This window comes from Bacillus sp. CHD6a, assembly GCF_001293645.1.
GTDB lineage: Bacteria > Bacillota > Bacilli > Bacillales > Bacillaceae_I > Sutcliffiella_A.
Window position 1 is genome coordinate 164,383 of record NZ_LBMD01000012.1, and the last position, 21,839, is coordinate 186,221.

At 41.7% G+C, this 21,839-nt stretch carries 21 protein-coding genes and 1 riboswitch; of the genes, 16 read left to right on the forward strand and 5 right to left on the reverse strand.

Translation table 11 applies throughout. The features are described from left to right. Positions 1 to 236: 236 nt before the first annotated feature. Positions 237 to 349: riboswitch (SAM riboswitch) on the forward strand. An 88-nt stretch (positions 350 to 437) separates the two neighbouring features. Together AAV98_RS11775 and AAV98_RS11780 are read left to right on the forward strand one after the other, a co-directional pair. Then, positions 438 to 1,490: an LLM class flavin-dependent oxidoreductase gene (locus AAV98_RS11775; protein ID WP_060665760.1), complete on the forward strand. Its 1,053-nt coding sequence runs from the start codon at positions 438 to 440 to the stop codon at positions 1,488 to 1,490. Between the two features lie 51 nt (positions 1,491 to 1,541). After that, positions 1,542 to 2,498, forward strand: coding sequence for an ATP-grasp domain-containing protein (locus AAV98_RS11780; protein WP_060665761.1), 957 nt, complete (start codon positions 1,542 to 1,544; stop codon positions 2,496 to 2,498). Between the two features lie 544 nt (positions 2,499 to 3,042). On the opposite strand, the gene AAV98_RS11785 is transcribed toward AAV98_RS11780, so the two are convergent. After that, a complete protein-coding gene (locus AAV98_RS11785) occupies positions 3,043 to 4,398 on the reverse strand; it encodes a YjiH family protein (RefSeq protein ID WP_060665762.1) in 1,356 nt (451 codons plus the stop codon). 145 nt (positions 4,399 to 4,543) lie between these two features. Then, positions 4,544 to 5,572 (reverse strand): HD-GYP domain-containing protein, encoded by a 1,029-nt coding sequence (locus tag AAV98_RS11790; RefSeq protein WP_060665763.1) that lies wholly within the window; start codon positions 5,570 to 5,572, stop codon positions 4,544 to 4,546. A gap of 191 nt (positions 5,573 to 5,763) precedes the next feature. Between AAV98_RS11790 and AAV98_RS11795 the strand changes: the two genes are divergently transcribed. The 9 genes from AAV98_RS11795 (at position 5,764) to AAV98_RS11835 (ending at position 15,211) form a co-directional block, all read left to right on the forward strand. Beyond that, entirely contained in the window at positions 5,764 to 6,633 is an 870-nt protein-coding gene (locus AAV98_RS11795) for a Cof-type HAD-IIB family hydrolase (RefSeq protein ID WP_060665764.1), read from the forward strand. A 363-nt stretch (positions 6,634 to 6,996) separates the two neighbouring features. Then, positions 6,997 to 7,878: a carbon-nitrogen hydrolase family protein gene (locus tag AAV98_RS11800; protein WP_060665765.1), complete on the forward strand. Its 882-nt coding sequence runs from the start codon at positions 6,997 to 6,999 to the stop codon at positions 7,876 to 7,878. 342 nt (positions 7,879 to 8,220) lie between these two features. Then, positions 8,221 to 8,730, forward strand: a complete 510-nt coding sequence (locus AAV98_RS11805; protein WP_060665766.1) for a PTS sugar transporter subunit IIA — start codon at positions 8,221 to 8,223, stop codon at positions 8,728 to 8,730. 115 nt (positions 8,731 to 8,845) lie between these two features. Beyond that, positions 8,846 to 9,670, forward strand: a complete 825-nt coding sequence (locus tag AAV98_RS11810; RefSeq protein WP_060665767.1) for a PRD domain-containing protein — start codon at positions 8,846 to 8,848, stop codon at positions 9,668 to 9,670. A gap of 420 nt (positions 9,671 to 10,090) precedes the next feature. Then, entirely contained in the window at positions 10,091 to 11,476 is a 1,386-nt protein-coding gene (locus AAV98_RS11815; protein WP_060665768.1) for a sucrose-specific PTS transporter subunit IIBC, read from the forward strand. Positions 11,477 to 11,672: 196 nt separating this feature from the next. Continuing rightward, entirely contained in the window at positions 11,673 to 12,617 is a 945-nt protein-coding gene (locus AAV98_RS11820; RefSeq protein ID WP_060665769.1) for an aminoimidazole riboside kinase, read from the forward strand. Positions 12,618 to 12,631: 14 nt separating this feature from the next. Continuing rightward, the gene (locus AAV98_RS11825) at positions 12,632 to 14,086 is read left to right on the forward strand and encodes a sucrose-6-phosphate hydrolase (RefSeq protein WP_060665770.1); all 1,455 of its coding nucleotides are present in this window, start codon (positions 12,632 to 12,634) and stop codon (positions 14,084 to 14,086) included. 119 nt (positions 14,087 to 14,205) lie between these two features. Then, on the forward strand, positions 14,206 to 14,679 hold the full coding sequence (locus tag AAV98_RS11830; RefSeq protein ID WP_060665771.1) for a hypothetical protein: 474 nt from the start codon (positions 14,206 to 14,208) through the stop codon (positions 14,677 to 14,679). Between the two features lies 1 nt (position 14,680). Next, positions 14,681 to 15,211 (forward strand): hypothetical protein, encoded by a 531-nt coding sequence (locus AAV98_RS11835; protein WP_060665772.1) that lies wholly within the window; start codon positions 14,681 to 14,683, stop codon positions 15,209 to 15,211. Between the two features lie 41 nt (positions 15,212 to 15,252). On the opposite strand, the gene AAV98_RS11840 is transcribed toward AAV98_RS11835, so the two are convergent. Then, entirely contained in the window at positions 15,253 to 16,578 is a 1,326-nt protein-coding gene (locus AAV98_RS11840) for a short-chain fatty acid transporter (protein ID WP_060665788.1), read from the reverse strand. Positions 16,579 to 16,771: 193 nt separating this feature from the next. Here AAV98_RS11840 and ccmA point away from each other — a divergent pair, with 193 nt between their 5' ends. Genes ccmA through nfsA form a run of 4 tightly spaced genes read left to right on the forward strand, consistent with a single transcriptional unit; the run spans position 16,772 to position 19,967 of the window. Then, entirely contained in the window at positions 16,772 to 17,497 is a 726-nt protein-coding gene (ccmA, locus tag AAV98_RS11845) for a heme ABC exporter ATP-binding protein CcmA (protein ID WP_060665773.1), read from the forward strand. Beyond that, a complete protein-coding gene (locus AAV98_RS11850; RefSeq protein WP_060665774.1) occupies positions 17,494 to 18,507 on the forward strand; it encodes an ABC transporter permease in 1,014 nt (337 codons plus the stop codon). Before ccmA ends, AAV98_RS11850 begins: the two co-directional genes overlap by 4 nt. Positions 18,508 to 18,531: 24 nt before the next feature. Beyond that, the gene (locus tag AAV98_RS11855) at positions 18,532 to 19,158 is read left to right on the forward strand and encodes a TetR/AcrR family transcriptional regulator (protein WP_060665775.1); all 627 of its coding nucleotides are present in this window, start codon (positions 18,532 to 18,534) and stop codon (positions 19,156 to 19,158) included. Positions 19,159 to 19,217: 59 nt separating this feature from the next. Then, a complete protein-coding gene (gene nfsA, locus AAV98_RS11860) occupies positions 19,218 to 19,967 on the forward strand; it encodes an oxygen-insensitive NADPH nitroreductase (protein ID WP_060665776.1) in 750 nt (249 codons plus the stop codon). A 191-nt stretch (positions 19,968 to 20,158) separates the two neighbouring features. Here the strand turns inward: nfsA and AAV98_RS11865 are convergent, their stop codons facing one another. Together AAV98_RS11865 and AAV98_RS11870 are read right to left on the reverse strand one after the other, a co-directional pair. Continuing rightward, positions 20,159 to 20,737: a VanZ family protein gene (locus AAV98_RS11865; RefSeq protein WP_060665777.1), complete on the reverse strand. Its 579-nt coding sequence runs from the start codon at positions 20,735 to 20,737 to the stop codon at positions 20,159 to 20,161. 48 nt (positions 20,738 to 20,785) lie between these two features. Beyond that, positions 20,786 to 21,256 (reverse strand): SRPBCC family protein, encoded by a 471-nt coding sequence (locus tag AAV98_RS11870; protein WP_082380875.1) that lies wholly within the window; start codon positions 21,254 to 21,256, stop codon positions 20,786 to 20,788. A 159-nt stretch (positions 21,257 to 21,415) separates the two neighbouring features. Here AAV98_RS11870 and AAV98_RS11875 point away from each other — a divergent pair, with 159 nt between their 5' ends. Beyond that, entirely contained in the window at positions 21,416 to 21,673 is a 258-nt protein-coding gene (locus tag AAV98_RS11875; RefSeq protein ID WP_060665779.1) for a GlsB/YeaQ/YmgE family stress response membrane protein, read from the forward strand. The last annotated feature ends 166 nt before the right edge of the window (positions 21,674 to 21,839 follow it).

The following is a 21,839-nucleotide window of genomic DNA, read 5'->3' on the forward strand; positions in this document are numbered from 1 at the left end:
ATGCTCCAAAATGTCTTCATAAGTTGAATGAAGACATTCCTGACCAATTTTTATCCCCGAAAGTGACTTCATCTGCCCGACCCTTTCAAGACCTCCCAAAAACCAACCAATCATGAAATCCCCAACCACCTAATAAGCTTATAATACAGCAAGCATATTTAGCCATCCGAAAGACTTGTTCATTACCAAGTTTCGTGATAGGATTAGTCTAATTAATGTTAATTGAATAGTTAGTTTTCTTATCAAGAGAGGTGGAGGGACTGGCCCTGTGAAGCCCGGCAACCATACAGTACAAAACAACTGTATAGGTGCTAATTCCAGCAAGACAAACGTTCTTGGAAGATAAGTGGATGTGACGGGCTTAAACTCAAACTCCTTCTTATCGAAGGAGTTTTTTGTTTGTCTACATAAACAAGCATCGAAGGGGGAAGTGTGAGATGAAATTTGGATTTTGGTTGCCGATTTTCGGCGGTTGGCTGCGAAATGTGGAGGACGAACAGATGCCGCCAACTTTTGAATATGCAAAAAAGGTAATCCAACAGGCGGAACAGCTTGGGTTTGACACAACCTTGATTGCGGAGCTCTTTTTAAATGACATTAAAGGACCGAAAGAGGACACACTCGAAGCCTGGTCGACTGCGGCAGCATTGGCAGCCGTAACAGAAAAAATAGAAATTATGACGGCAATCAGGCCAGGTTTTCACAACCCTGCCATTGCAGCAAAAGCAACGGCAAATATTGATCATATCAGCAACGGTCGCTTCACTCTCAATGTCGTTTCGGCATGGTGGGAAGAGGAGGCGCGTCAATATGGTGGGATTTTCACCGAGCATGATGAGCGTTATGACCGCACAAAAGAGTTTATCGATGTTCTCAAAGGATTATGGACAGAAGACTCCTTTACCTATGAAGGAAAATACTATCAGCTAAAAGAAACAAATCTTCACCCTAAACCAGTGCAACGTCCAAATCCCATCCTTTATGCAGGAGGAGAGAGTCCAAAGGGCAAGGAAGTGATCTCCTCACACTGTGATGCTTATGTGATGCATGGTGGCAAAGTAGAGGAAGTGGCGTCAAAAATCTCAGATATGAAAGAAAAGAGAGCCAAGACATCGAATACCCCTTTTCAATCCTTTGGAATGGCTGCCTATGTCATTTGCAGAGATACAGAAGAGGAAGCCCAATCGGAACTTGCCCGAATCACCGCTGTAAAAGAATCCGACGCGTATGCTGGATTTAAAGACTTCACAAGCAAATCACAGCTAGAGCAACAAATACAGCTTCAGGATTATTCTGTATCTAATAGAGGCTTGCGTCCAAACTTAGTAGGGACGCCAGAGCAGATTGCTGCTAGAATAAAAGAATTTGAGGATGCTGGGGTGGATTTATTGCTATTGCAGTTCTCTCCGCAGCTTGAAGAGATGGAGCGTTTCGCCAAAAAGGTAATGCCGCTTGTAAATCCAAGGGCAAAAGAGCTTGCTCAATCATAATATCCAGCAGAAGATACACTACCATATATGCATAAAATGGAGGCAGACATCGTGGAAAAAATTTATATTATTCATGAAAATAAAGAGTGGACGACACACTTAACTACTAGATTGGAAGAGTTGGGTTTGCCATATGAAGAATGGCACTTAGACGAAGGAGTGGTTCCTTTAACCGAAGAACCACCTGAAGGCATATTTTACAACAGAATGAGCGCCTCTTCCCACACAAGGGATCATCGATTTGCACCTGAATTAACAGGGGCTGTACTCTCATGGTTGGAATACCATGGTCGAAGAGTACTGAATGGAAGTCGTGCCCTTCAGCTCGAATTAAGCAAGGTCAATCAGTATACGGCCCTTGAAAAAGCTGGAGTAAAGACACCGAAAACCATTGCGGCGGTAGGAAAAGAACATATACTGCAAGCAGCAAAACGAATAAGATCCGACTCCTTCATCACAAAACATAATCGAGCAGGCAAAGGGCTTGGAGTACAGTTATTCCATTCCACGGCATCGCTTGAAGAATATTTGTATGGACCTGATTTTGAAGAGCCGGTAGACGGTATCACGCTTATCCAGGAATACATTCAGGCACCAGAACCATTTATTACTCGTTGTGAATTTATTGGTGGTAAGTTCATGTACGCTGTTCAGGTTGATACATCTGAAGGCTTTGAGCTGTGCCCGGCCGATGCCTGCCAAATCGGTGACTTGTTTTGCCCTGTAGGCGAAGAGGTGGAGGAAAAGCCTAAATTCCGTATCGTAGAGGGCTTTGCCGACCCAATCATCGATAAATATGAAAAGTTTCTGCAAGAAAATGAGATCCAGGTGGCGGGTATTGAATTTATCCGCAACAATCAAGGGGAAATCTTCACCTATGACGTTAACACCAATACCAATTATAACGCAGACGCCGAACAAGCAGCCGGCAAAATCGGCATGCTCGAACTTGCTAAACTACTGGGAAAAGAGCTAGAGCGTAAATCAGATGAACTAAAAGTTTACTAAGGCTGTTTTGTAAGGTAAATGGACTCCTTAAGTATCCAAAACAAGTGGATTGGAGCGGAAGGTACTCGACTCCGGCGGGAGGTAGCGGTAGGGTGAGACCCCGCAGGCGTAGGCCGAGGAGGCTCACGTCAGCCCCTAGGAAAGCGAAGCCTTTTGCGGAAATCAACAGCGGTGTTTATAAAAAAACTAAAATTAAGACTTTTTTTAGTGGCCTCAGGCTTGCCGAGTTATCATGAACGAAAATAGCTCCTGACTCGTAAAATCGTAGGTTAATTTGGTTAGAAAGTTTACTGGAAAAACCAAACTAAATCAGAGCTACATTACGGAAGGAGCTAGTTATTATGCAGGATACACTAAAAAACGTAGGTTTAGACGTCTCAATAGTAAAATTGCCATTGCGGTTGCCGAAGAGGAGGCTCAAGCATCGCCCCGAGGAAAGCGAGTGCCTGTAGCGAAAAGGAACGGCAATAGTAAAAGCATGTATTGAAAAAAGCTACCCAAAAGTCCCATTAGGACCCCTTGGATAGCTTATTAAATACCACCATTAAAAGAAAAACACATGCGCCATTAGCGCGATAACCGGTAATGTGATCAATGTACGTAAAATGTAAATCACAAACATCTCCCAAAGCGACACAGGCACTTTAGATCCTAAAATAACGCCACCTACCTCAGAAAGGTAAATAAGTTGTGTGACAGAGACTGCTGCAACTACAAAACGAGTCAATTCACTTTGTATATCCGAAGCTAAAAGTGCTGGCAGGAACATGTCCGCAAAACCAACAATCAGTGATTCTGACGCTTTAGCTGCATCTGGAATCTGCAACAATTCTAACAGTGGAATAAATGGCATGCCAAGGTAAACGAACAAGTCTGTGTTTTCAGCAAGGATCAAGGCAATAGTACCGAATGCCATAACGATTGGGGCTACCCCCATCCACATATCGAGGACATTTTTTCCACCGTCACGAAAGAATTTTCCGGCGCTTTTATTTTTAGAAGCACGCTCTACCGCTTGAGTATATCCCCATTTTAATGGAGAGTATCCTGAGGGTATTAGTTCTTTTTCATCTTGTTCTTCCCCGTTATAATACGTATCCGCCTTTCTGGATAACGGAGGGATTCGTGGCATGATGATAGCCGCAACAAGTCCTGCCACACCGATGGTTATATAAAATGGAATGAACATACCAGGAAGTCCAACCTGAGTAATTACGACAAGACTGAATGTAATGGAAACGATAGAGAAGGTAGTCGCAATAACCGCTGCTTCCCTTTTCGTATAATAGCCGTCTTCATACTGTTTACTTGTCAATAGTACCCCGATTGTTCCATCACCAAGCCAGGAAGCCAAGGCATCGATAGAAGAACGTCCAGGAAGTTTAAACAAAGGACGCATGATTTTCGTCAAAAGTGCGCCGAACAATTCCAATAGTCCAAAGTTTAATAATAACGGCAAGAATAATCCGGCAAAAAGAAAGACAGTAAATAATACCGGTAAAAGGTCAAATAAAATAACAGATCCTGTAACATCACTCCAAACAGCCTCTGGACCAAGTTCAAACAAGGTCATAATGGCCAATACCATCGCAAGTACCCTAACGACTGTCCAAAATACAGAAACGTTTAATAACGTATTAAAAAATCCTTGCTCTTTTGTAAAAGCGGGTTTTGTAAGTTTTGTCACTACCGTTGCGATAGCAGTGATGGTAATGACCCCTGTCATAATGGAAGGGATGCTATTTCCTAAAAAGTCTCCTAATAACCCAGCAAGAATGGCAATTGGAATAGTTAACTCGTCCTTGTACATGACAGGGAACATAAATAATAATATCCCGATAAAAGATGGGATAATGAATTTTAATTTATCTGCAGTTCTGAAAGATGAATGATTTTTCAATATAATAATCTCCTTATGCGTAAATATGCAACGTTAGTTATTTTAATACATATTTCGAACTTTTCAAAGGTAGTTACTGGAATTTTGTGTGTATCTTTCAATTTTATTTCCCAAAATCAAGTGCATAAAAACATTTTCCTGTGAATCAGTTTGCAAAATCCAGAATCTCTAATTCTTTATTTTTCCTAAGATCAATAAAGTGATCATCGACCTTAATGATTGGTAAATGCGGTTCATCTGAATGAATGAAAATGATTTCCGCAAGCTTCCCGTTGTTAAGGACCACTTCTTCACGAAGATGATTAGAAAGTATATATCGGACGAACGGATAGACAATGGCTGGGTTCAATCGATTGTAATTTGCCTCTTGAATAAGAACTTTAGTAGTGGTGAAAATATTTTGCTTTGGTCGATAGCTTCTTTCGGATGAAAGGGCATCATACATATCTGCAACAGATAGGATCTGAACAAAATAAGGAATTTTCGTACTGATTCCTGTGGGGTAACCACTTCCATCAAGACGTTCATGATGGAGCAGGGCACCTTGCAAGATATGTGGATCAATTGTCCGGTTCTTTTTAAGCAGATCATATCCGTAAGTTGTATGCTTTTGTATTTCCATCCACTCTTTTTCGGTAAGTCGACCTGGCTTTTGTAAAATGTCCTTGTCGATAAGTAGCTTTCCGACATCATGGAACATCCCCATTTGACCTAGTAAGCTGATACTGCTTTTTTCAAGTCCTTGCAGCTTCCCAATTAAAGAAGAATAGATTCCGACATTCAAACTATGGGTATAAGTGTAATTGTCATAGCTTTTTACTTGCTCTATGTAACGGGTGAAAACTGGGTCGTCCACGAGCTTATCTATTAGAGGAGTCAACATACCTTGAATTTCATCTATAGGAGGGAGTTGTTCCCCTTCAAGATTGGCAAATATGGATTGAAAAGTATGAATACTCGTTTCATACATATCTTTGACATGCTGAAAATACTCTCTGGAAAGATGATGGGGCTCATCCAAAATAAAGGCCTGGTCGAAATAGTAAGCATGCTTTTGAAGGCTTTCGACATGGTTTGCATTCAGGACCGTGCCTTTTTTTAACAAGAGATTTCCCGACAAAGAGTAAATATCATTTTTTAGAATTTTCCCAATATGATTGGAGGAAATTTGCATAGAGTTCAACCTCACCTGATTGCGATAATACCTTTATTATAAGGGATTTGCCGAATATAAGACAGGATAAATTGTACTTTTCAAAATTTTTAGCGAAATGCTTTTGCAGTATAATGTTTGTAATACGAAGAAAGATTAACTAGGATAGGATATATACAGAAAGTTAATTACATAAAAGAAGGTGAATTCACTTGGTAAAATGTATTGCCATAGATATGGACGGAACATTATTAAACAATAACCATGTAGTTAGTGAAGAGAATGCAGATGCCATTAAGCTTGCTAGAAATAATGGAGTGGAAGTGGTCATTGCCACTGGAAGAGCATACTCCGAAGCCAAAGATGTCTTGGCGGAAGCAGGTATACACACACCGATTATATGCGTAAATGGAGCAGAGGCGCGTACACCTGAAGGAGAAATTGTTTCAACAAATCCAATTGCAATTAGCCTTGGCAGAGAGCTGGCACGAATTTTAGACAAGCACGACATCTACTTTGAAATCTATACGCAGAACGGGACATATTCTAAAGATTATGATAAGGCGATTGCCACCATTATGGATGTTTTCATGTCAGCAAGTAAAGATAATGACTACGATAAAGTTTTAAAGGCGGCACAAGAAAGAATGGAAGACGGGAATGTGAATATGGTCGATAGTTTTGAACCCATTTTACAAGACGAGTCAAAAGTAATTTATAAGCTCCTTGCATTCTCTATGAATAAAGAGAACCTAGAGGCGGCACGTGCTGAATTGTTGGAACTTGGCACGGTTGCCGTTAGTTCTTCGGGTAAAGACAACTTAGAGATCACTAGTGTAGACGCTCAGAAAGGGATTGCTCTTACTACGTTCACCTCTGAACGAGGAATTTCTATGGAAGACACGATGGCTATTGGAGACAATTACAATGACGTGTCGATGCTAGTGCGTGTCGGTCGGGCAGTTGCGATGGGAAATGCACCGGATGGTGTGAAGGAGAAAGCCCATATAGTAACAGACACGAATGTAAATAGCGGTGTTGCAAAGGCAATTATTGAGGCAATGGTGAAAAGCGAGGTTTGATTAAGGTGAAAATGGACCGGGTGGCTGCTTGTGGGCTGCCTGGTCAGCCGTATTTCTGAGAGATATCAAGAAATTTAGGAGAATATCAAGAAATTAGAAGTTATATCGATAATTTTTGAGAGATATCAAGAAATTTTGAGATATATCAATAATTTTCAAGTTATATCAAGAAATCGACATGTAATGACACGAATTGACTCTCTGATTGCCTGCCTCCCCCACTCCTAAGAACACAAACTAAGATACCATAATATCCCACAAATCTAACATTGAGACTTTTGCTTCCTATCCCTTATAATAGACTAGTTGTAACAAAACTTTGAAAATAAATGGTTTACATAGATTTAAGGGGGGCCTGCTTTCATGAAGTTTCGTGCTTCTGCTGTGCAATATCCATTGCACACAATCTCAAGCTTTGATGAGTTTGCAAATCAAGTTATTCATTATGTGAAAACCGCTGCTGAATTTGATGCGGATTTCGTTCTTTTCCCCGAGTTTTTAACGACTCAACTAATTTCTTTCCCGGTGGATGGAAGAGAGCAATCAATTCACGATTTGCCAACATACACCGAACACTATCAACAGCTCTTCAGTGGAATTGCCATCCAGACTGGTATGCATATCATCGGAGGTACCCACATCATCGAAAAAGAAGGCAAACTTTATAACGCAGCCCACCTCTTTTACCCGGATGGCCGCATTGCGACACAAGCGAAGTTACATTTAACACCAACAGAAATGTATGAATGGGGACTGACCCCAGGTGAAGACTTGCAAATTTTCCATACCGATTTTGGCACCATTTCGATGCTGACTTGCTATGATATTGAATTTCCAGAAGCGGTAAGGCTTGTGAAGGCGATGGGTGCGGATGTGGTATTCTGTCCTTCCTGTACAGATGACCGTCACGGGTTCCACCGTGTCAGATATTCATGCCACGCGCGCACGATAGAGAATCAAATCTACGTGGTGACAACAGGAACGATTGGTTCGCTTCCTACGGTCGATTTTATGCGAGGTAACTTTGGACAAGCGGCGATCATTTCGCCAAATGATGTTCCGTTTCCTCCTCGAGGTATTGTGGCAGAAGGGGAGCTAAACACAGATATGATTGTTACTGGTGATCTAGACATAACCCTCTTACATAAAGTAAGAGAAGCCGGTTCTGTCACCACCTGGAGAGACCGCCGCAACGATCTTTACCCAGACTGGGAAAAGCTAGTCAAAGGCACCCTCACGTATTAATTGACAAACATGCTAATCTGTCTTACCTTAATAACATAATAGCTCCGTTAAAGACGATTCGATAGCTGTTGGTTGGAGCATAGGGCGAAGACTCCGGCGGGAGGTAGCGGTAGGTTGAGACCCCGCAGGCTTGCCGAGGAGGCTCAAGCACCGCCCCGCGGAAAGCGAAGCCCAATGCGGAAAGCAACAGCGTGTTTAACAGAGCCAAAAATAATAAAACACACACATGTAGGATTGTGACTGGTAAAGCAGGCAAGACCTAATACGCATACTCCCCTAAAGAGTAGCGTATTGGGTCTTTTTCTATTTCCGCACAATTCCGACAATAGGAGGAAAAAAACCATGTCATTTTTCAAAAAACTTTTTGGTGGAAAAGAAGAAGTAAAAACAGAAGAAATGTTAGTAGCTCCAATTACAGGTAAAGTGGTACCCCTAGAAGATGTTCCAGATCCTGTATTTGCGCAAAAAATGATGGGGGACGGTATCGCGATCGAGCCAACAGAAGGAACAGTTGTATCCCCAGTAAACGGAGAAATCGTGCAATTTTTCCCCACAAAACACGCAATTGGAATCAAGTCAGAGACAGGAGTGGAAGTACTGATCCACGTAGGTCTTGAAACAGTCGGCATGAAAGGGGAAGGTTTTGAAGGACTTGTGGAAGTTGGTGACAAAGTAAAAGTAGGCACACCTTTGCTAACGTTTGATATCGACCTTATTAACGAAAAAGCAAAAAGCATCGTAACACCTGTTATCCTGACAAATGGGGATATCATTGATACAGTAACAAAACATGCTGCCAAAACAGCAACAAAAGGCGAAACAGCATTGATGGATTGGAATATTAAAGCATAATTTTCCTATTGCTATCTTGTTTTCTTTTCCACAGGCGTGTAACTGCTTTGTATAGCCTCTTTGATTGGTTATAATAGAAGTTAAAACAGGGCGGTTACATTGGGGAGAGACAAGATTGAGAATAAGTAAAGTATTAAACAATAACTCGGTTGTCGTCAAAGAAGATGATCAAGAGAAAATCGTGATGGGACTTGGTGTCGGCTTCCAAAAGCGCAAAAACGATTTGGTGGACCGTAGTAAAATTGAAAAGATTTTTGTGATGAAGGAGGAAAGTGACAAGTTTCAGGAGTTGCTTTCCACCCTACCTGTTGAACATATAGATGTAGCCGAGGAAATTATTAGTTATGCAGAAGGCAAGCTGATGGTTCCTTTGAGCAACCACATTCATATCTCTTTAACAGACCATTTATCTTTTGCAATTGAGCGGTTGGAAAAAGGATACACCATTCAAAATAAATTATTGAATGAAATAAGGGTCCTTTATAAGCCGGAATACGAAATTGGCCTATGGGCGCAGAGGTTGATTAAGGAGCGTCTAGGTGTTAGCATTCCAGATGATGAAGTGGGACATATTGCCCTACATCTTCATACGGCCAAAATGGGTTCTAAAAGCATGGCAAACACCATGCAGCTGGCTAGCATCATCCGTGAAGCAATTGAGATCATCGAGAATGAATTTAGAGTGAAGATTGAGGAAACTTCCATTAATTATCAACGGTTGTTAACACATCTAAGGTTCGCGATTAATCGTGTGGAAGCAGGAGAGCCGTTTCACTCTATGGACCCTGAAATGCTGGAATTACTTCAGATGAAATTTGGGAAAGCATTTGGAACGGCGCAGAAAATGGCCGATTTTTTGGATGCAGAATATGACATTCATTTTCCTTTATCAGAGGTCGGATATATCACCCTTCATATTCAACGATTGACAGAAAAATAAGACGTGTTAAGCTGTTGACGAATTTCGTCGAACTGTTTAAAATGAAAACGTATTCGCTAACATGTATATACAGGATTGTGACTGGTAAAGCAGGCAAGACCTAAAACAGGTAAGAACGTAGGGACCACTCTACCATCTTGCAGGTTTTGGGTCTTTTGTTTTTTGTTTCGAAGTTAGGTTACGGACACGGCTGTAACACCAATAATGGATAAATGGTCGGTTAGGATGGATAAAACAATTTTACAATGGATAAGTTCGTCTGTAGCGTGGATAAATCCTACTTACAATGGATAAATCTCATTTACAATGGATATCTCAAAAATCAACCTGATTTTAGACGAATCTCCCCTTACTTCAGCAAAAAAAGTAACCAATATTCACCGGAATAGTAAAAAATCATAGGAAAAAGAGGTGCTCATCATGAATTATAACAAGATAGCAAAAGACTTGATCCCGCTGCTTGGTGGTACAGACAATGTCATCAGTGCGACACACTGCGCGACTCGTCTAAGACTAGTATTAAAAGACGATGAAAAAGCAACAGCAAACCGTGACCAAATAGAAGAGCTTGACGGAGTGAAAGGGGCATTTGCAAGTTCCGGACAGTTCCAAGTTATTTTTGGCACAGGAATAGTAAATAAAGTGTACGCTGAATTTGCGGAAGAAGTGGGCCTGAAGGATAAGGATACTCAAGATCATGCAGAAGCAGCGAAAAAGAAGATGAACCCGTTCGCTCGTTTTGCAAGAACGTTATCCAACATTTTCGTACCAATCATCCCTGCCATCGTGGCAAGCGGCCTTCTAATGGGGTTACTCGGAATGGTAACAACATTCGGCTGGGTCGCTGCGGACAGTTCCTTTGTGAAAATGCTAAACATGTTCTCAAGCGCCGCATTTATTATTCTCCCAATCTTGCTCGGCTATAGTGCGGCAAAAGAATTTGGAGGAAATCCGTTCCTTGGAGCAGTAATTGGGGGAATCATGACACACCCTGATCTCTTAAATCCTTGGGGTCTTGCCGAAGCAAAGCCAGAATACATGGATTTTATGGGGCTTGATGTTGCATTAATTGGTTACCAAGGAACCGTTGTACCGGTTCTTCTCGCTGTTCTTGTAATGAGCTTTATTGAAAAGAATCTGCGTAAAATAGTTCCGAGTGCAATAGATTTACTCGTCACGCCATTTGTAACAGTCATATTAACTGGATTCATCACCCTTCTTGCTATCGGACCGTTAGGAAATGCCGTCGGTTCCGGCATCACAGTTGTACTTAATTTTGTGTATGAATATGGCAGTGTGTTTGCTGGACTTATTTTTGGTGGAATGTACTCCTTGATTGTTATTACAGGGGTTCATCACAGTTTTCATGCGATTGAAGCAGGCCTTTTGGCAGAACTCGGCCTCAACTACCTCTTGCCAATCTGGTCCATGGCCAATGTGGCACAAGGTGGAGCAGGGCTGGCTGTTTACTTCTTAGCAAAGCGTGCGAAAACGAAAGAGTTAGCATTACCTGCCGCTTTATCAGCTTTTCTCGGTATTACAGAACCAGTTATTTTTGGAGTAAACTTGAGGTATCGTAAGCCATTTATCGGAGCTGCCATAGGTGGTGCGTTAGGTGGAGCTTATGTGGTATTTACGAATGTTGTCGCAAATGCGTACGGCCTGACAGGTATTCCGATGATCGCCATCCTTGTCGAGTTTGGCACTGTCAATGTCGTGAATTATCTTATCGGGTTCGCCATTGCAGTAGTAGGTGCCTTTATTGCCACATGGTTTATGGGTATTAAGGAAGAAGACGTAAAATAATATTCAATTTGACACCGCTGTTGCTTTCCGCAAATGGCTTCGCTTTCCGCGGGGCGTGTGCTTGAGCCTCCTCGCTGCGCTGTGGGGTCTCAAGCTACCGCTACCTCCCGCCGGAGTCTTCGCCTTTTGCTCCAAGCAACAGCTACAAGTTTCGATAATAGTAAGACCACCTTAAACATAAAGGAGGGGCCACCCCGTGAAAAAAGGAATCATCTCACTAGGAGAAGCACTCATTGATTTTATCCCGCTCGACCCAGACAATATCACTTATCAGAAAAGCCCAGGTGGAGCCCCGGCAAACGTAGCAGTAGGTGTTGCACGTCTAGAAGCTAAATCCACTTTTATCGGGAAAGTTGGAAACGACGTGCTGGGAAGATTTCTAAAAAATACACTGGCAGACTACGGAGTTAACACAAGCTCGATGTTATTGACCGACGACATTCGTACAGGTGTTGTATTCGTTACATTGGAAAACGGAGAGCGCAGCTTTGACTTCTATATCAATCCAAGTGCAGATCGCTTTTTAACAGATGATGAGATAGATGAGACGCTTTTTGATGAAAATAAAATCCTGCATTTTGGCTCCATTTCCCTTATAAGCGAACCAACAAGAAGTGCTACTATCAAAGCGGTGAAGCTTGCTAAAGAAAAAGGTCTTATCGTTTCCTATGATCCGAATTTACGCCTTGGCCTTTGGGACAGCGAGGAATCCGCGAAAGAACAGATTGTTTCTATGCTTCCATATGCTGATATCTTAAAAATATCCGAAGAAGAATTAGAATTCATTACTGGTGAAAAGGATATCGAAAAAGGTGCGGAGAAATTAGCAGCATACGAAATCCCGCTTTTACTTGTGACACTTGGATCAGAAGGCAGTTATGTTTTCATTCGTGAAGGATATCAGCATGTGCCGGCACGCAAGGTGACAACAGTGGATACGACGGGCGCTGGGGATGCGTTTGTTTCTGGCATACTTTATACGGCAAATGAGTGGGAAGGGGATATCCGTACCATAACCGTTGAGAAGGCTGTGGAAATGGCGTCTTTCGCAAGTGTTTCTGGATCCCTCGCTGCCTCTGAAAAGGGAGCAATGACAGCCTTACCTTCATTAGCGCAGGTTCAGTCAATCTTAGCAAAATAAAGGAGTTTTCTTTTATGACAGAAAGAGAGCAAGAGCTTATTAGACTTGCAGAGGAAGAAGTGGAGAAAAACAAAGAGGTTGTCGACCGCGATCCTCACCGATTACGTTACCACCTCATGCCACCTGTCGGCTTATTGAATGATCCAAATGGCTTTATTCAATGGAATGGTACCTACCATCTTTTCTATCAGTGGATGCCGTTCAAAACAGGCCATGGAGCTAAATTTTGGGGGCATTATTCCTCTGGAGATCTCGTGAATTGGAAGCATGAGCCGATAGCGTTGGCTCCAAGCGAATGGTTTGAAAAGAATGGATGCTACTCGGGAAGTGCAGTAGAGCATGACGGGAAGATGGTCCTTTTTTACACAGGGAATGTAAAAGATGCAGCTGGAAACCGGGAAACCTACCAGTGTATGGCCGTTTCAGAAGATGGCATAACCTTTGATAAAAAAGGTCCAGTGGTAGAGTTGCCGGAAGGATATACTGCTCATTTCCGAGATCCAAAGGTGTGGAAAAAAGATTCTGTCTGGTACATGGTCGTTGGTGCGCAAAGTCAGGAACTGACAGGGAAAGTGGCTCTATTAAAGTCTGCTGATTTAGTAAAATGGGAGCACCTAGGTGCCATTTCCGGTTCTGGTATGAATGGGTTAGGGGACTTCGGTTACATGTGGGAGTGCCCGGATCTTTTTGAGCTTGATGGCGTGGATGTACTGGTTGCATCGCCCCAGGGATTAAAGGCGGAAGGAATGAAGTATCAAAACGTTTACCAAGCGGGCTATTTTATTGGAAAGCTAGACTATGAGAGAGCTTCATTTGAGCATGGTGACTTTGTGGAGCTGGACCGGGGCTTTGAATTCTATGCCCCCCAAACCACTTTAGATGAAAAAGGCCGTCGTCTGATGGTCGGCTGGATGGGGGTGCCTGAGCAGGATGAAGATAAGCATCCGACCATTGCGCACAAATGGATTCATGCTTTAACCTTGCCGCGTGAGTTAAAATGGGTCGAGGGGAAGTTGTTGCAGATTCCTGTGGAAGAACTAACGAATGTAAGAAAAACAGCGTTGGTTGCTGTTTACGATATGCAACTTTCTGACGAAAAAGAGGAAGTATTTTTTGAGGAAAGAAGTGCCGCGTTTGAAATGATCCTTTCTTTTAAAAAGGATGTTTCATCATTTGAGCTACACATAAGTGATACCGCCCGAATGACATATGACGCTTCTGTGAGTGTCTTTTCCCTTTACCGTAAAAACTTTGTAACGGGGCAATGGGAAACACGAAGCTGCAGGCTGCAGACATTAACGGAATTGCGTGCATATGTGGATACGTCTTCTATAGAGGTGTTTTTGAACGGAGGAGAAGAGGTGTTTACTGCACGGATTTTCCCTGATGTACCAGACGCAGCGGGGGTAACGCTGTCAGGCGCAGGGACTGTTTCAGAGATGAAGGTATGGGAAATCAAATACGAATGAAAAATTAATATTAAGGAATGCTAAAGAGAAGCCTAAAATCAAAATTTGGCTTCTCTTTTTTGCTGTGCAACTATGTATAAAGTCCTGTGATCCTAAATATTCAAAAGGAGGCGCCATCCATGGAATTAGTAATCTACCTTATCTTCACGTGGTTTATCGCAACTTATTTCTTTTTCCAAAAGAAGCGTCTTCTCTTTATAGAAAACCTCATGTTATTTTTGTTTTTTCTTTTTATCAATAAATGCATACTGACGATGATCAGTATGAATTTAAGTCTTATTATGTACAGCAAGGTGCCGCATTTGTTCATTTGCTTTTGGCTTCAGCGAAATATTATTTTTCCGTTGATTTTGCTCATCTTCGTCAATGGGGTGTTCAAGAAGTCAATCGGGATAAAAGTTATGGCGGGGATATTCACCGTTATTTTTACATTGTTGACCGAGGCCATGGCCATCCATTTCTCCATCATTCAGTACCATATGTGGTCATTTTTCATCTCATTTGTATTGGCTTCATGCTATCTCGTCCTAGCTTTAGGAATATCGTCATTTTACCGTCGATTACTAGCGAGAGAAGGGATGGTGAGCTCTTGAAATGAGACCAACCCCAATTATCAACTATGATTTTTATTTTAACTCTAATGAGTGGTTCATCATTGTCTCTTTACTTGCCGGCTATGCACTCATTTTCTTTTTGCCAAAAAGATTTCCGTTACCGTTAAGCCTACTGTTTCTCATTATTGGGATTAATAGTGGCATTGTGTTTGATCATACCATTAGCATTCCGCCCTTTGACTTTTATGATGTAAATGACAGTTCGTATTTTGAGCTGTTTGATTTTCTCTCTTATATCCAATATGGACCTTTTGGCTACCTGTTCTTTTACTTGCACAGCTACCTTAAAATAAAGGGATATTTTAATATGCTCTATATTGTCATGTGGTCAATTATTGCATTGATTATGGAGGCGATTGCTACATATTTTGGCGTATTTCACTACAAAGAGGGGTATGTGTTTATCTTTTCATATCCCTTCTACTTTTACATTCAAACCACTACATTAGCCCTTTATCTATACATCATGAAAAGTGTGAAGATCCCACAAAAATACCCTCCACACCAGTGACGTGTAGAGGGTATTTTTATGCCGGGCATATACCCGGTCTGTTATAAAAGCAGGAAAGCCAAGGATATGATGGCACCGCTGACAAACAGAACAATCACACAAAAGCCCATAATGTCTTTTGCCTTTAACCCTGCGATAGCGAGTGCAGGCAATGCCCAGAAAGGCTGGATCATGTTCGTCCACGCATCTCCCCATGCTACGGCAAGTGCAGTTCTTGTAACGGAAACCCCCATTGTCTGTGCGGCCTCTAGCATAACTGGTGCCTGAACGGACCATTGTCCCCCTCCTGAAGGGACAAAAAAATTCACAATACCTGCGCTAAGGAATGTGAAGAAATGGAAGGTTTGCTCATTGGAGATGTTAACAAACGCTTCCGACATGACAGCTGCAAGACCGGATAAAGTCATCATCCCCATAATCCCAGCATAGAACGGGAACTGGATGATAATGCCGCTAGCTCCTTTTACTGCATTCGTTACAGATTCAAGGAAGTTTTTCGGACGCCAGTGGAACAGAATTCCAAGGAATAAGAATAGAAAGTTTACAATATCAAGATTGAGTTTAAACCCATTATCCGCAAAATAAAAGAAAAGGAATAGAAGCCCCATAACTGATACTGATAGAGATAAAATCCAACTGTTTTCCAAACGTTCAGCAGGTGTCATTTCCGATCTTTCGACTGTGGCGGCCTGCAGGCTTGATGCATCTTCTAAAAGGGAAGGGTCGACAGTGACTGTTTCATCCTTTTCTGGCATCATGAACCGGTTTAATAAAGGCAGTGTCACAAAAAGTGCAGCCAGTATGATTAGGTTGAATGGGGAGAATATGGTTTGATCTGTGGAGATCACCCCAATTAAACCTTCTGAAAAATGCCCTTCTGTTGCGATGGTGAGCGGAATGGAACCGGAGAATCCTCCGTGCCATACAAGAAAGCCGCTGTAAGCGCTTGCAATTAAAAGTCTGTAATCTACATTTTCAACGCGCTTTGCCAGCTCCTTTGCAAATAAAGCACCGATAACAAGACCAAAGCCCCAGTTGATCCAGCTGGCAATGATGGAAACAACGGTAACGATAATAATTGCACTTCCTGGAGATTTGGCTGTAGACGCCAAGGCACCAAGAAACCTTTTAAAAATGGCGCTGCTTGCCAGGACATATCCTGTAACCAGGACTAGTACCATCTGCATCGAGAATGCGAGAAGAGCCCAAAAACCGTTCCCCCAATGCTGTACCATATCACCAGGACTGCTATCAGTAAAAAGAAGTCCGAGCCCGAATACCACAAGGGTTAAGATAATAACAAACAAGAATGGATCCGGTAAATAACGTTGCATTAAACGATTAAAAAAAGAAATAATACCTTTCACGCGTATCCCCCTAATAAGTTTTTTGTCGAAAATTAATCCCATCCCTCTTTTACATTTCTCTACTAATAGATATATTCCTTCTTTTTTTAAGCGGATGTCCATATTGATAAATCTTCTTGACAGATAGGTTGTGTATCTATTATGTTTGAATAAAAAAGTGAGTAATCACTCACTTTTAGAGAGGGGTAAAACAATGACAACTCAAGTTTGCAGAGTATCTCATCTATCTATTTCTTTTGGCAGCCAAGAAGTACTAGAAGATATTAACTTAACCATTAATAAAGGAGAAATCTTCGGTTTTCTTGGTCCCTCAGGCGCGGGGAAAACAACGCTTGTAAAAGCAATCGCTGGGCTACAGCCCATTAACAAAGGGGAGGTGGAGGTGCTTGCACGTAAAATGCCCACTTTGTCACTTTCAGAGAAAATCGGATATATGGCGCAATCAGATGCGCTGTATCAGGATTTGACTGCACAGGAGAATCTTCAATTCTTTTCGTCCCTGTATAAATTAAATAGGAGCGATAGAAAAAAGCGAATTGGCGAAGTGATGGAGCTGGTGAATCTCAGTGAGCATCTCCATAAACCTGTGCAACAATTCTCAGGCGGTATGAAACGCAGACTCTCTCTAGCGATCTCCCTTCTTCACAACCCAGAAATTCTCATATTAGATGAACCTACAGTAGGTATTGATCCTTTGCTTAGGAAATCTATCTGGCAAGAACTAAAGGCACTTAGCCAAGGAGGCACAGCAGTACTTGTTACTACACACGTAATGGATGAAGCCCAAAAATGTGATCGCCTCGCGATGATAAGAGAGGGGAATCTCCTAGCGGTGGGAAGTACTGAAGAACTACAAAGAGTGACAGGTACCACTAGCATGGAAGATGCATTTTTAACTTTAGGAGGTGCCACCGTATGAGAATAACGGCTGTAATCATTCGGATTTTACGCCAATTCTTTCGTGATAAAAGAACATTAGGGTTAATGATTTTCGCACCTATGCTCATTTTGACTCTGATGAATGTGGTGTTCACAGATCAGGAACCAACCATGGATATAGGACTGGTAGGAGAGGTACAATCTCTACAAGCTAATGTTGAAGATAAAAATATGGAATTTATTTTAATAGATAGTGAGGAGGACGGATGGGAAAGAATAGAAGAGTCGGAAATCGATGCTTTTCTTACAAAGGAAAAAATAGTGCTAGAGGGAAGCGAGCCCTCTACCAACAAAGCTATTCTCCTAAAGCTTCAAACAATGAACCGATCTGCTGAAAACAAAGAACAACTCCCATTTGAAGTAGAATATGCATATGGATCAGAGTCAATGGAGATGTTTGATAATATCGGTCCATTTCTTATCGTATTCTTCGTCTTCTTTTTCGTCTTTTTGATAGCGGGAGTATCTTTCCTTCGGGAACGGACGAGTGGAACGCTGGAGCGGCTGATGGCTACACCTATAAAGAGATGGGAGCTTGTGATAGGGTATGTGGTAGGGTTTGGAATATTTACGCTTTTACAATCAAGCATCATTGTCCTGTTTACCATTTACATTCTTGATATTCAAATGGCAGGAACAATCCTTTCCATTCTTTTTGTTACCTTTACTGTTGCCATCACTGCGTTGACACTTGGAACCTTGTTGTCAGCATTTGCCCGAAACGAGTTACAGATGATTCAGTTCATTCCACTTGTTGTCGTTCCGCAAGTATTTTTTTCCGGACTGTTCTCTATAGAATCGATGCCTTCCTGGCTCCAAAAAGTGAGCATGGTGATGCCTTTAACCTATGCAGGAGAAGCGATGAAGGATATTATGATTAGAGGGAAAGGGATAGAAGAGATCTACAGAAATATTCTACTTTTATTCGGATTTTCTCTATTATTTATCTTATTAAACATAAAAGCTTTAAAAAAATATCGTCCTACGTAAGAATAAAAACGGAAAGGAGCAGGCATGGACAATCAAGAAGAAAAGAAATTGAGTGAAAAACATCGTAAAATACTAGAGGCTGCCATTGAAACTTTTGCAGAAAAGGGGTATGCGGCTACTTCAACCAACGAGATAGCCAAAAAGGCAGGAGTCGCAGAAGGGACCATATTCAGACATTACAAAACGAAAAAAGAATTACTCCTTTCCATCGTTTCTCCAACGGTTGCCAAGTTTATCGCCCCGCATTTCGTTAAATCTTTCTCCAAGGAAGTATTAGAGGGAGAGTATAACAGCTATGAGGAATTTCTTAGAAATCTGGCATACAATCGTTATGAATTCATTAAGCAGAACTTCCCGATTCTAAAAATCTTCATTCAGGAAGTCGCGTTTCATGAAGAGTTTCAAAAGCCTTATTTTAACCTTTTCAGAGAAGTCATCCTTCCAAACTTTAAAAAAGTGGTGGTACATTTCCAAGAGAAAGGCGAGTTAAAAAAGCTTCCGCCTGATACTATAATCCGCTTTACCATTTCGACTATTGCTGGAACAATCTTTACTCAACGATTCCTTGATCCGTCACAGGATTTTCATCAAGAACTAGAAGCCGCCATTTCCTTTTTAATGGATGGTTTAAGTCCTGATCCGAGAGGTTAAAGTGGAAAAGGGATAACCTCCATGTGTACAATGAAAAAAAGACCACAGGAGGGACCATCGTGAATCAGACTATTGAAACGATTTTATCGCATCGATCCGTACGGAAGTTTGAAGATACACTCCTAACAAACGAACAGATAAACAAGATTGTAAAAAGTGCTCAATCAGCTTCCACGTCAAGCTTTATTCAAGCCTATTCCATTATTGGAGTCAAAGATAAGTCCAAGAAAAAACGCTTGGCTGAACTTGCAGGAAACCAATCATATGTAGAGGATAATGGACATTTCTTCATTTTCTGCGCGGATTTCCACCGCCATGCATTAATTGGTGATATGGAAAGAACAGATGTCACCTCTTCCATTGAGAGCACGGAAAAGTTTATGGTGGCAGTCATTGATGCATCACTTGCCGCACAGAATGCTTCTATTGCGGCAGAGTCCATGGGACTTGGCATCTGCTATATCGGTGGTCTTCGTACGAATATGGAAGAAGTGGCAGAGCTCTTGAAGATGCCGGAAAACACGATTCCTTTATTCGGACTCGCAGTAGGCTACCCCGCTCAGGATACCGGAGTAAAACCGCGTTTACCTTTGGAAAATGTTTATCACGAAGAGGTTTATCAGCAGAATGACAAGGTCTTCAAAGAGCAATTGGAAGAGTACAACCAGACAATTTCCGCCTATTATCACGAGCGTACACAAGGAAAACGTTCAGACACATGGACCAGTCAAATGGCAGGTATGTTGAAAGAGCCGAAGCGTATGCATGTGAAGGATTTTGTGGAGAAGCAAGGATTTGCAAAAAAATAAAAAATACGCAAAAAGAAGGCAGCCTCGTCAATAATACGGGGCTGCCCTTTTAAAAGAGAGGAAAGCATATAGTATAGAACAGTTGATTTTCGTTCCAGGCGCCTCCTCACAACGCTTAGGGGGTTTCCCCTGTCCCTTTCCTCCCGCGGGCGTCTACGCGCCTTCCACTACCTTCAACAAGGTTATTTCATTTACTTTATCTCTATAATTTTCCTCACTATAGGAACCAATGCATACCCGATATAAAACCCCAGTACATTCAAAATCAGATCATCAATATCCAGACTACCCCTATTCGTAAGCAATTGAGTAATTTCAATGCAAGAGATTAGTGTAAAGGGAAGGAAAGCTCTAATCAAAAAACGTCTAGTACAAAATGCCAGTAAAACGCCAAATGGGACAAACAACCCTACATTAGCAGCCAGATTATAGAAAGAAACAAACCAATCTGCATTGCCAGAAAGGTAGAGAGTAATGGTTTTAAAAGGAGTAAGATTGCTATTATCATAGGCCGGCTCGCTGGGTCTCAAAAAAAGAAGAACCAGAAGGGAAAGGGTGTAAAGAATAAAGATGCCAACTAGAAAAAAGAATCTTATCCTCACTTGCTGTTTCGTTAGAAATAAATAGATGGCTAGGTTAACAACGAGCAGGCAAAAAAAGAGGACCACTAACACGACAGGATGCAAGTAGGTAGTGAGAGTCCTTGTGATAGGTATGAAGATGGTGAAAATGACGATGCTCCATAGGATGGGAATCAGTATTTTTTTCAAGAAAGTGCTACCTCGCTTATAAGAAAAAAATCGGGCTGCACCGCCCGATTAGTCTTTTATTGTGGATTCTTCTCCCTCGGCATTTCCTTCTATAACCTTCTTTAATTGGGATAAATGGTCCCCGTCTTCTTTTTTTAGGATTTTTCGGATGATAGGCTTGGTGAGCTTCATGACGATGCCGGTAGTATGGATGTCCCCCTGAAAGTGAACCTTTGTACCACCATCTACAGTAGGCTTGAAGTCATAGTGATAAATAACTTTGAGGCCATTTGCCTCGCTCTGAACCACGTATCTTTCATTCGGTTTGAATTCAATAAATTCAATAATAGAGGATGCTTGACGTCCGCGAATTTCACGGGTTTCTTTAAACTTTGAACCAACCTGCAGCGGTCCGTCTGTCAATTTTTCGATAGCTACCACATTTTCCATTATTTTCGTAGAGTTGTCCATGTTGGCCGCAAAAGAAAATACCTCTTCTACAGGCTTTGAAATAATGACGGAATCTTGGATATCTGGCAAGGTAATTGCTCCTCTCATAAACCATCTTTGATGCTTTAATCATAGCACAGAAAAAGGAAAGTTTAGTGAGAAATTGAAGCAAGAAGTTTAAAAAGTTCTTCGGACGGAAATATACACAGTAACATGTTGAACAATTAAAAATCAGAGGAGGAAATTATTATGTTAGGATTATTAATCACCCTTATTATAGCAATCGTAATTGGTATGATTGGAAGCGCCATTGCACCAGGCGGCATGCCAGGTGGAATCTTGGGAGCTATGCTTGCAGGTCTTGTCGGAGCATGGATTGGTCACGGCTTATTCGGAACTTGGGGACCTGTCATTGCTGACTTTGCCATCGTCCCAGCCATTATCGGTGCCGCAATCTTTGTATTTTTATTAACATTAATCTCAAAAGGGTTAAGAAGCGCAACATAATAGTAGGATAATAAAAGATGATACTAGAAAACCTAGTTGATCGTAGTGGAAGGAAGCGCAGACTCCTCGAAAATGCTACCGCATTTTCTTCGTGCGATGAATCGCTTCCGTAGACTTCCTTGCCCTGCGGGAGGAAGGGACATGGAAGACCCCGCAGGGCGAATGT

Coding starts and splice junctions, on each gene's coding strand:
- AAV98_RS11775 (WP_060665760.1), top strand. CDS start 438: ATGAAATTTGGATTTTGGTTGCCGATTTTCGGCGGTTGGCTGCGAAAT.
- AAV98_RS11790 (WP_060665763.1), bottom strand. CDS start 5,572: ATGCAAATTTCCTCCAATCATATTGGGAAAATTCTAAAAAATGATATT.
- AAV98_RS11800 (WP_060665765.1), top strand. CDS start 6,997: ATGAAGTTTCGTGCTTCTGCTGTGCAATATCCATTGCACACAATCTCA.
- AAV98_RS11805 (WP_060665766.1), top strand. CDS start 8,221: ATGTCATTTTTCAAAAAACTTTTTGGTGGAAAAGAAGAAGTAAAAACA.
- AAV98_RS11815 (WP_060665768.1), top strand. CDS start 10,091: ATGAATTATAACAAGATAGCAAAAGACTTGATCCCGCTGCTTGGTGGT.
- AAV98_RS11825 (WP_060665770.1), top strand. CDS start 12,632: ATGACAGAAAGAGAGCAAGAGCTTATTAGACTTGCAGAGGAAGAAGTG.
- AAV98_RS11830 (WP_060665771.1), top strand. CDS start 14,206: ATGGAATTAGTAATCTACCTTATCTTCACGTGGTTTATCGCAACTTAT.
- AAV98_RS11835 (WP_060665772.1), top strand. CDS start 14,681: ATGAGACCAACCCCAATTATCAACTATGATTTTTATTTTAACTCTAAT.
- ccmA (WP_060665773.1), top strand. CDS start 16,772: ATGACAACTCAAGTTTGCAGAGTATCTCATCTATCTATTTCTTTTGGC.
- AAV98_RS11850 (WP_060665774.1), top strand. CDS start 17,494: ATGAGAATAACGGCTGTAATCATTCGGATTTTACGCCAATTCTTTCGT.
- AAV98_RS11855 (WP_060665775.1), top strand. CDS start 18,532: ATGGACAATCAAGAAGAAAAGAAATTGAGTGAAAAACATCGTAAAATA.
- AAV98_RS11875 (WP_060665779.1), top strand. CDS start 21,416: ATGTTAGGATTATTAATCACCCTTATTATAGCAATCGTAATTGGTATG.